Source organism: Stenotrophomonas maltophilia group sp. Smal32 (assembly GCF_030237085.1).
Taxonomy (GTDB): Bacteria; Pseudomonadota; Gammaproteobacteria; order Xanthomonadales; family Xanthomonadaceae; genus Stenotrophomonas; species Stenotrophomonas maltophilia_Q.
This window is the reverse complement of sequence record NZ_JASJSI010000010.1, coordinates 61,437-69,375: the sequence shown is the minus strand read 5'-3', so window position 1 is coordinate 69,375 and position 7,939 is coordinate 61,437. Positions and strand designations below refer to the sequence as shown.

Genomic DNA, 7,939 nt, shown 5'->3' with positions numbered 1-7,939 from the left:
ACACCGAGCCATGAAACGCTGTTGCTGTTGCTGTTGCTGTTGCTGTTGCTGTTGCTTTCGATGTTGCTCGCAAGCAGTCGCGGCCGCAGGCCGCGCGGAACACTCACAGATGCCGCAGTTCCTGCTTCAACGTCGCCACGCAGCGGCGGCTGACTTCCAGCGGCTGCTTGCCATGCCGCAGCACCGCCTGCACCTGCCCGCCCGTACCACGGCGCAGCTCCACCAGCTCGTGACGCGCCACCAGGCAGTTGCGATGGATGCGGATGAAACGGCTGGCGAACTCCTCCTCCAGCGATTTCAGCGACTCCTCGATCAGGTCTTCGCCGCGCGCATGGTGCACCACCACGTACTTCTCTTCGGCCTGCAGGTAATGAATGTCGTCCAGCGGGATCAGCCGCAGGCTGCCACGCAGGCGTGCGCACAGCATGCTGCGGGCCTGCTGCCCGCCGCTGTCCTGGGGCTGGCCATCGCGGCCGGCCAGGAACGTGCGTGCGCGAGCGATCGCCGCGGCCAGGCGCTCGGCGCGGACCGGCTTCATCAGGTAATCGATCGCCGCCGCTTCAAAGGCCGACAGGGCGTGCGCGTCGTAAGCGGTGCAGAACACCACCGCCGGCCGTGGCTCGAAGCTGGCCAGGTGGCGCGCCGCCTCCAGGCCGTCCAGCCCGGGCATCGCGATGTCCAGCAGGACCAGGTCCGGCTGCAGCTCCGCGCACGCGTGCAGGGCCTGCTCGCCGTTGCCGGCCTCGGCCACCACGTCCACCCCGTCCTGCGCCGCCAGCAGGCTGCGCAGGCGCTCGCGCGCCAGCGGTTCGTCATCGGCGATGACTACCCTCACGATCGTCCCCTCACTGGATCGGCACTGTCACCTGGCAGGCATAGTAGCCCTCGCTCCAGCCAGCCGTCATCCGCGCGGCGCTGCCGAAGCGCCAGGCCAGCCGATGACCGATGCTGTGCTGGGCATGCCCGGCACCACGCGCCAGTGCCAGCCCCGGTGCCTGCGGATCCGGCGCGGGATTGCGCACTTGGATCTGCAGTTCATTGCCGTCGCGGTGCAGCTGCAGCTCGATGGTGCCGCCCTCGGGCAAGCGTGAAATGCCATGCAGCACCGCGTTTTCCACCAGTGGCTGCAGTACCAGCCTCGGCAGTGGCAGGTCCCACGGCAGCGGCTCGTCGCGTTGCCAGCGCACCTGCAGGCGTTCGCCCAGCCGCAGCGATTCAATCGACAGATAGCGCTCGGCCAGCTCGCATTCGTCGCGCAGGGTGGAGTCGCCCTCGCCCGCGCCCAGCGCGGCACGGAACAGGTCGGACAGGTCCAGCACCGCGCGTTCGGCCACCGCCGGATCGCGATGCAGCAGGCTGGCGATCAGGTTCATGCTGTTGAACAGGAAATGCGGGCGGATGCGCGCCTGCAGCGCGTCAGCCTGCGCGCGCGCGTTGGCCTGCACCTGCGCGGCCCAGCGATCGCTGACATAGAAGTAGCGCAGGGCCAGCGCGGCGATCAGTGCCGTGGTTGCCGCACTGCCGAGGGTGAAGCGCCAGAAGCTGATGCCGCGGGCGAAGTTGTCACCCAGTACCGCGTACAGCGCATGCACGATGCCAGCACAGATCACCGCGATCAGGGTCGCCAGCACGATCGCCGCGACAGCGCCCAGCATCTGCGGCAGCCTCGACAAAGCCTGCCGCAGCAGGCACAGGCTGGCGGTCACCGCCAGCGCCAGCCACAGCGCGAAGCCGCTGGCCGACAACAGCTCGCCGAAGGTCCAGTGGCGGCTGCCATCGGGCGCCAACGCCAGCACCACCACCACCAGCTCGGCCAGGCCGAGCATCGCCGCCAGCCGCGGCAGGCGGCACAGTTCCGGCATCCACGGCGGTGTGCTGGCGGGGGGCATGGCTCAGGCGGCGCCCAGCCGTTCCTGCAACCAGTTACCCAGCGCCTGGATCTCTTCGGCGCAGACCTGATGGGCCATCGGGTAGCTGTGCCATTCCACCTCCAGGCCCAACGCCTGCAGGGCCTGCGCGCTGTGTACGGCCACCGCCTGCGGAATCACCGGGTCGCTGCTGCCATGGGCCATGAACACCGGCACCTGCACCGCACCGTCAACGCGCTTGGCGCTCTGGGCTTCCGGCAGATAGGTGGACAGTGCGATCAGGCCAGCCAGTGGCGCGGTGCGCGACAGTGCGGCGGTGAGGATGATCGCGCCGCCCTGCGAGAAGCCGGCCAGGAAGATCTTCTCCGGCGCGATGCCGCGCTCGATCTCGCGTGCGATCAGCGCATCCAGCTGCTGCACCGATTCCTGTACGCCGGCCATGTCTGCACGCGAGCGGAAATCCATGCCGACGATGTCGTACCAGCCGCGCATCGGCACGCCGTTGTTGATCGTGATCGGCCGCACCGGTGCGTGCGGGAACACAAAGCGCAGCGCCGGCCAGTGCGGGCGCACCAGTTCCGGCACGATCGGCGCGAAGTCGTGGCCGTCGGCGCCAAGCCCGTGCAGCCAGATCACCGACCACTGCGGCGACGCGCCGGTCTCCTGTTCCACCGTTTGCAGCATGATGCGGCTCCTTCAAGTTCGAGCCGCATTATGCCGCTGGCGCAGGGCCATCAGTACAGCGGCGGTTGCTCGGCTGCTTCCCGGCGCAGCTGGGCGGCACGTACCAGCACCGGCGGCGGAATGTTCTCTTCGGGAATGTCGAGCAGGCCCAGGCGATGCAGGAAGGCCCCCGGTCCGCGCGAGGACGTCAGTGCCACTACCGGTACCGCCAGCACCATGCCGATCACCACCGGCGCCATCCACGCCGCCAGCGAGGGCGATACCACCCAGGCCAGCAGGCCCATGAAGGCACCGAACACGCCCAGCCCGCCGTAGCCGCGGATCAGGGCCATCCACGAGATGCCGCCATCGTCGCGCTGCTGTGCATCCCAGCCGGAATCACGGCCGGACAGCACTTCGGCCACGCCGCGCGACTGCACGTACATCACCACCGGCGCCATCAGCGCGGCCAGCACGGTCTCCACCAGCATCGACACGAAGGCACGGATCGCACCGCCGCAGCCGCGGCGGTCGACCGGGTCCAGCAACATCGCCAGGTAGCCCAGCACCTTGGGCAGCAGCAGCACCGCCATGGTCGCGGCGAACAGGCGTACCACCTGCTCCTCGTCCTGGGCACGCCAGTACACGCTGGGGGACAGGTGCAGCAGGGCGTTGAAGTCGATGCCTTCCTGGAACAGCGGAATGGCGATGCCGATCAGCATCAGCATCGCCCACATCGGCGCGGTGAAATAGTGGCCAATGCCGATCAGCATGTGCGTGCGGCTGATCCAGTGCAGGCCGCGGCTGCCGACCACCTTGCCGTGCTGCAGGTTGCCCTGGCACCAGCGGCGGTCGCGCACCAGCAGGTCGGTCAGCGTCGGCGGACCTTCTTCATAGCTGCCGCCCAGGTACGGCACCATGTGCGCAGCCCAGCCGCCACGCCGCATCAGCGCCGCTTCGACGAAATCGTGGCTGAGCACGTGGCCGCCGAACGGCTTGCGCCCCGGCAGCGCCGGCAGGCCGGCGTGGTCGGCGAAGGCACGGGTGCGGATGATCGCGTTGTGGCCCCAGTAGTTGCTCTCGGCGCCATGCCACCAGGCCACGCCACGGGCGATCACCGGGCCGTACACGCGCCCGCCGAACTGCTGCATGCGGGCGAACAGGGTGCGGCCGCCGATCACCGACGGCAGGGTCTGGATCAGGCCGACATCGGCGTTGTGTTCCATGCCGGCCACCAGGCGCACGATGCTGTCGCCGGTCATCAGGCTGTCGGCGTCCAGGATCAGCATCTGCGGGTAGGCGCCACCGAAGCGGCGCACCCAGTCGGCGATGTTGCCGGCCTTGCGCCCGCTGTTGTCGCCACGGCGGCGGTAGAACAGCCGCGTCTGGCCGTCCGGCACGCGGTCGCGCAGTTCGGCGAATACCTGCTCCTCGGCGCGTGCGATGTCCTCGCGCCGGGTATCGCTGAGCACGAAGAAGTCGAAGCGTTCGAGCTGGCCGGTGGCGGCCACCGACTCGTAGATCGCCTGCAGGCCCGCCAGCAGTCGACGCGGATCCTCGTTGTAGGTCGGCATCAGCAGCGCGGTGCGGCTGTGCACGGTCGGCAGCGGTTTGTCCGGGTCGATGCCGAGGCGATAGCCACGGTCGAACACGGCGGTCAGGAAGCCGGCCACGGCGCTGGCGAAGGACAGCGCGATCCAGGCGAACAGGCCGACGAACAGCACCAGCAGGCAGGCTTCCAGCACGCTGATGCCATTGGCCGACAGCACCCGCCACATCATGCGGGTGGCGATGGCGGTCATGGCCAGGGTGCCGCCGAAGATGTAGAACCGGCGCAGGCCGATCAGGCGTGGCGAGGTACGGTGCCGACGGACCTTCAGCGCGCCTTCGCGCAGGGTCTGTTCGGGCATCGGCAGCGGTGATTCGGCGGGCAGCAGCGCCCAGCCGGCGTCGAGCCGGGGCGCATCCGCGTCCGCGTGGATGGTTTGACCCCCCATCACCGCTTACTCCCCACGGTCGGCATGGCCGGCCGTCCCGGCCGGGCTGCATGCACGAAGGTTCCCGGCGCGCCTTCCCGGCGCCCGCACTTGTCCTGGCTGTGCCGGCCCTTGGCCGCACAGTCGCTGTCTGTCACTACCGGAACCCACACGATCTCCAACGGGGCGGAATCGAAAATGCGGCCCAGTCTAGGGCGCCGGATGTAAGCCGGGTGCGAAGGCCTACGCCGGGATTTATCCCCATTCAGCAAACAGCAGGCGATGGCGCGCCGAGCAGCGGGATGTCACTGCGTCACACCGGGTACTGGATCGTAACAAACGCGAACGGTTATCATTTCATTAACCAGGCAGGTCACCGTCTTCCGTACGGCCGAGACCCACCCAGCGGCGACGGTTCGAACCGCGCGCCCAACGACCCATGGAAGGGAGCTGCCTGCTGTGTGCGTGCGCCTGCTGCTTCCACCGGGTCTCCCTCCTCCGATGGAAGCCGTCATGTCCCAGCTGTTCCGTTCCCGTTCCGCGCGCCTGCCGCGCACCCGCCTGGCCAGTGCCCTGGCCACCGCCTGCCTGCTGGGCCTGCCCGGCCTTGCCGCCGCAGAGGCCAGCGCCAATGCCTCCACCAAGGATCTGGACACCGTGGTGGTCACCGCTTCGGGCAACCAGCAATGGATCAAGGATGCCCCGGCCAGCATCAGCGTGATCAGCCGCGAGGACATCGAGCGCCAGCCGGTGCACGACCTGGCCACCCTGCTCAGCCGCGTGCCCGGCGTGACCGGCGGCCTCAGCGCTGTCGGCGAGCAATCCAAGATCAAGCTGCGCGGCATGCCGTCCAACTACACGCTGGTGCTGGTGGACGGCAAGCGCATGGGCAGCTCGGCGTCGACCAACTACCGGCCGGACCTGGGCCGCCAGGATCTGAACTGGATTTCGCCCGACCAGATCGAGCGCATCGAAGTGGTGCGCGGGCCGATGTCATCGCTGTATGGCTCCGACGCCATGGGCGGTGTGATCAACATCATCACCCGGCGCATCGGCGATGAATGGAACGGCAGCGCGACGCACAGCTATACCCGCCCCGGCGACGGCAAGCGCGGTGACACCCAGCAGATCGGCGCCACCTTCTCCGGTCCGCTCGGCGAACGCTTCGGCCTGCGCATCGGTGCCAACAGCATGCGCCGCGACTCGGACCAGTCCAACGGGGGTGTCTACGGCAACGCCTATGCCGGCGAGAAGGACCGCAATGTCGACGCACTGCTGCAGTGGAAGCTCAGCGACGCGCAGGAACTGTCGCTGGAAGCCGGCCATGGCGTGCAGCAGGCCTTCATCGACGCCTCGCTGGAAAAGCAGGACGAAGGCGCCTGGGGGGCCAGCGAACTCAAGCGCAGTTCGCTGGCGCTCAACCACGATGGCAAGTGGAGCTTCGGCAATTCGAAGATCAGTGCGTACTGGACCGAGTACAAGAACGACATCGGTGCTACCGGCCGTTCCGAAGCAACCGATACGATCATCGAGGGCAGCCTGACCACGCCGTTCACCCTCGGCGTTGAACACCAGTTCGCCGTGGGCGGCCAGTGGAAGCGCCAGGAGCTGACCAACACCGACACCATCGGCCGCGCGCCGATCGACTATGCCGGCAATGCGGTCAGCGGCTCCGATCTGGAAGTGGATACCTGGGCCCTGTTCGTCGAAGACGAACTGAAGCTGCACCGCACCCTGGCGCTGACCCTGGGCGCGCGCCTGGACCACCATGAGAAGTTTGGTGGCCACGTCAGCCCGCGCGCCTACCTGGTCTGGCACCCGGCCGAACAATGGACGATCCGTGGTGGCATTTCCAAGGGCTTCCGCGCGCCCAGCCTGACCGAGAACTCCGCCACCGCCGCCACCCAGTCCGGTGGCCGTGGCTGCACCTCGCTGATCCCGCTGGGCTACACGCGCGGCGGCTGCTACATGGCCGGCAACCCGGACTTGGACCCGGAAACCAGTACCAACCGCGAGATCGGCATCAGCTTCGACAACGACCTGGTCGATGCCGGCCTGACCTACTTCCATACCGACTTCAGGAACAAGATCGAGTACGCCCCGCTGGGCAGGTTCAACGGCATCTGGTGGACGCGCATGAGCAACGTGCAGCGCGCGCGCACCAGCGGCATGGAGGGCAACCTCAATTTCCGCCTCGGCGAGCACTGGCGCTGGCGCACCTCGGCCACCTGGATGAAGGAAGCCAAGAACCTGACCACCGGCCGCAACCTGATCGACACCCCGGAATTCTCTGGCTATTCGTCGCTGGACTGGACGCCCGGCACGGTGTTTTCCAGCAGCCTGTCGGCGCAGTACACCGGCAAGCAGGCCGGCACGGCGACGACCTTCCTCAAGGCCTACACGCTGTATGACCTGACCGCGGCCTGGAACCTCAACGAGGTGCTGACCCTGCGTGGCGGTGTCAGCAACCTGGCCGACAAGAAGCTGTATGCGGAAGGCTCCACCGACTACTTCGTGGCCGGGCGCAGCTACTTCCTCAGCATGACCGCGCGGTTCTGAGCAGGAGCGGGAGCGTCCGCCGCGATCGCGCTGGCGACGGGCCAGCGCGATCGGCGGTGTTGCGGATTACTCGCTTTCCAGTGCGGCGGCGGGCGCCGCGCTCTGCGCAGCCGCCGTGCGTGCACGGTCCATCGCTACCGCCAGTTGCTGGCGTGCGAGCAGCTGTTGCGCCTGCACCACTTCAGGTGTCGGCAGGAGCACCGGTCCCGGTGCGTTTTCCGGTGTAGCAGGTGTGGTCATGCAACCTCCATGGACATCCCGCCACCGCACGGATTCAGCCGGTGCGGCAGCGGAACTGCGCACCCTATCCTAAAAACAAGGCGGATGGGTGACGGCGCGGCGCTTGGCCGCAGCAGCCGGAACAAGGCAGGCGTCACATTTTTGACGGTGGCGCTTGGATCCTGAATAGGACTTGTCCTATCATGAAAACGTTTTCTCACAGGGATGTTTTCCCCAATGAATACCACTGACCTGTCCCAGTTCAGCCCGAAGTGGCAGTTCCGCTTCGACTTCTTCCGCCAGCACGGCGCCCCCAAGAACCCCGGCTTCAAGCAGGCCTGGAAGGCGCTGTCCTTCGGTGACCGCCTGAAGATCAACCTGAACTTCTTCGCGTTGTTCTTCGGTGCCATCTACCTGCTGATTCTCGGCATGTGGCGCAAGGCGCTGGTGGTGATCGGCATCAACATCGCGCTGGCCATCGTCACCATGTTCCTTCCGGACGTCGTGGGGCGCATGCTGTTCATCGCCATGAACCTGCTCGTCGCCTCCAGCACCAACTACAGCTACTACCTGGAGAAGGTGGAAGGACGCACCAGCTGGAACCCGTTTGAAGGCATGTTCTGAGCCCTCAGAACTGCGCAGGGATGCGCGGCA

Annotated in this window: 7 protein-coding genes; 2 read left to right on the top strand and 5 right to left on the bottom strand. The window is 67.3% G+C overall.

The features are described 5' to 3' along the window. Nucleotides 1–103: 103 nt before the first annotated feature. From QRO91_RS04335 to mdoH, 4 genes are read right to left on the bottom strand one after another with little or no spacing between them, the layout of a single operon-like run. Nucleotides 104–835 carry a LytTR family DNA-binding domain-containing protein gene (locus tag QRO91_RS04335; protein ID WP_012481330.1) on the bottom strand — a complete coding sequence of 244 codons (732 nt, stop codon included), beginning with the start codon at nt 833–835 and terminating at the stop codon, nt 104–106. Between the two features lie 10 nt (nt 836–845). Continuing rightward, nucleotides 846–1,889, bottom strand: a complete 1,044-nt coding sequence (locus QRO91_RS04330) for a sensor histidine kinase (RefSeq protein WP_180849008.1) — start codon at nt 1,887–1,889, stop codon at nt 846–848. A gap of 3 nt (nt 1,890–1,892) precedes the next feature. Beyond that, complete coding sequence (locus QRO91_RS04325; protein ID WP_080355019.1) at nt 1,893–2,552, bottom strand: alpha/beta hydrolase; 660 nt, start codon at nt 2,550–2,552, stop codon at nt 1,893–1,895. A 50-nt stretch (nt 2,553–2,602) separates the two neighbouring features. Beyond that, nucleotides 2,603–4,528 carry a glucans biosynthesis glucosyltransferase MdoH gene (gene mdoH / locus QRO91_RS04320; protein WP_049429463.1) on the bottom strand — a complete coding sequence of 642 codons (1,926 nt, stop codon included), beginning with the start codon at nt 4,526–4,528 and terminating at the stop codon, nt 2,603–2,605. Nucleotides 4,529–5,020: 492 nt separating this feature from the next. Between mdoH and QRO91_RS04315 the strand changes: the two genes are divergently transcribed. Beyond that, nucleotides 5,021–7,066 carry a TonB-dependent receptor domain-containing protein gene (locus QRO91_RS04315; protein ID WP_049429462.1) on the top strand — a complete coding sequence of 682 codons (2,046 nt, stop codon included), beginning with the start codon at nt 5,021–5,023 and terminating at the stop codon, nt 7,064–7,066. 66 nt (nt 7,067–7,132) lie between these two features. Here the strand turns inward: QRO91_RS04315 and QRO91_RS04310 are convergent, their stop codons facing one another. Then, nucleotides 7,133–7,306 carry a hypothetical protein gene (locus tag QRO91_RS04310; RefSeq protein WP_180849012.1) on the bottom strand — a complete coding sequence of 58 codons (174 nt, stop codon included), beginning with the start codon at nt 7,304–7,306 and terminating at the stop codon, nt 7,133–7,135. Nucleotides 7,307–7,522: 216 nt separating this feature from the next. Between QRO91_RS04310 and QRO91_RS04305 the strand changes: the two genes are divergently transcribed. Further along, a complete protein-coding gene (locus QRO91_RS04305; protein WP_049429461.1) occupies nt 7,523–7,909 on the top strand; it encodes a DUF2628 domain-containing protein in 387 nt (128 codons plus the stop codon). Nucleotides 7,910–7,939 lie beyond the last annotated feature (30 nt).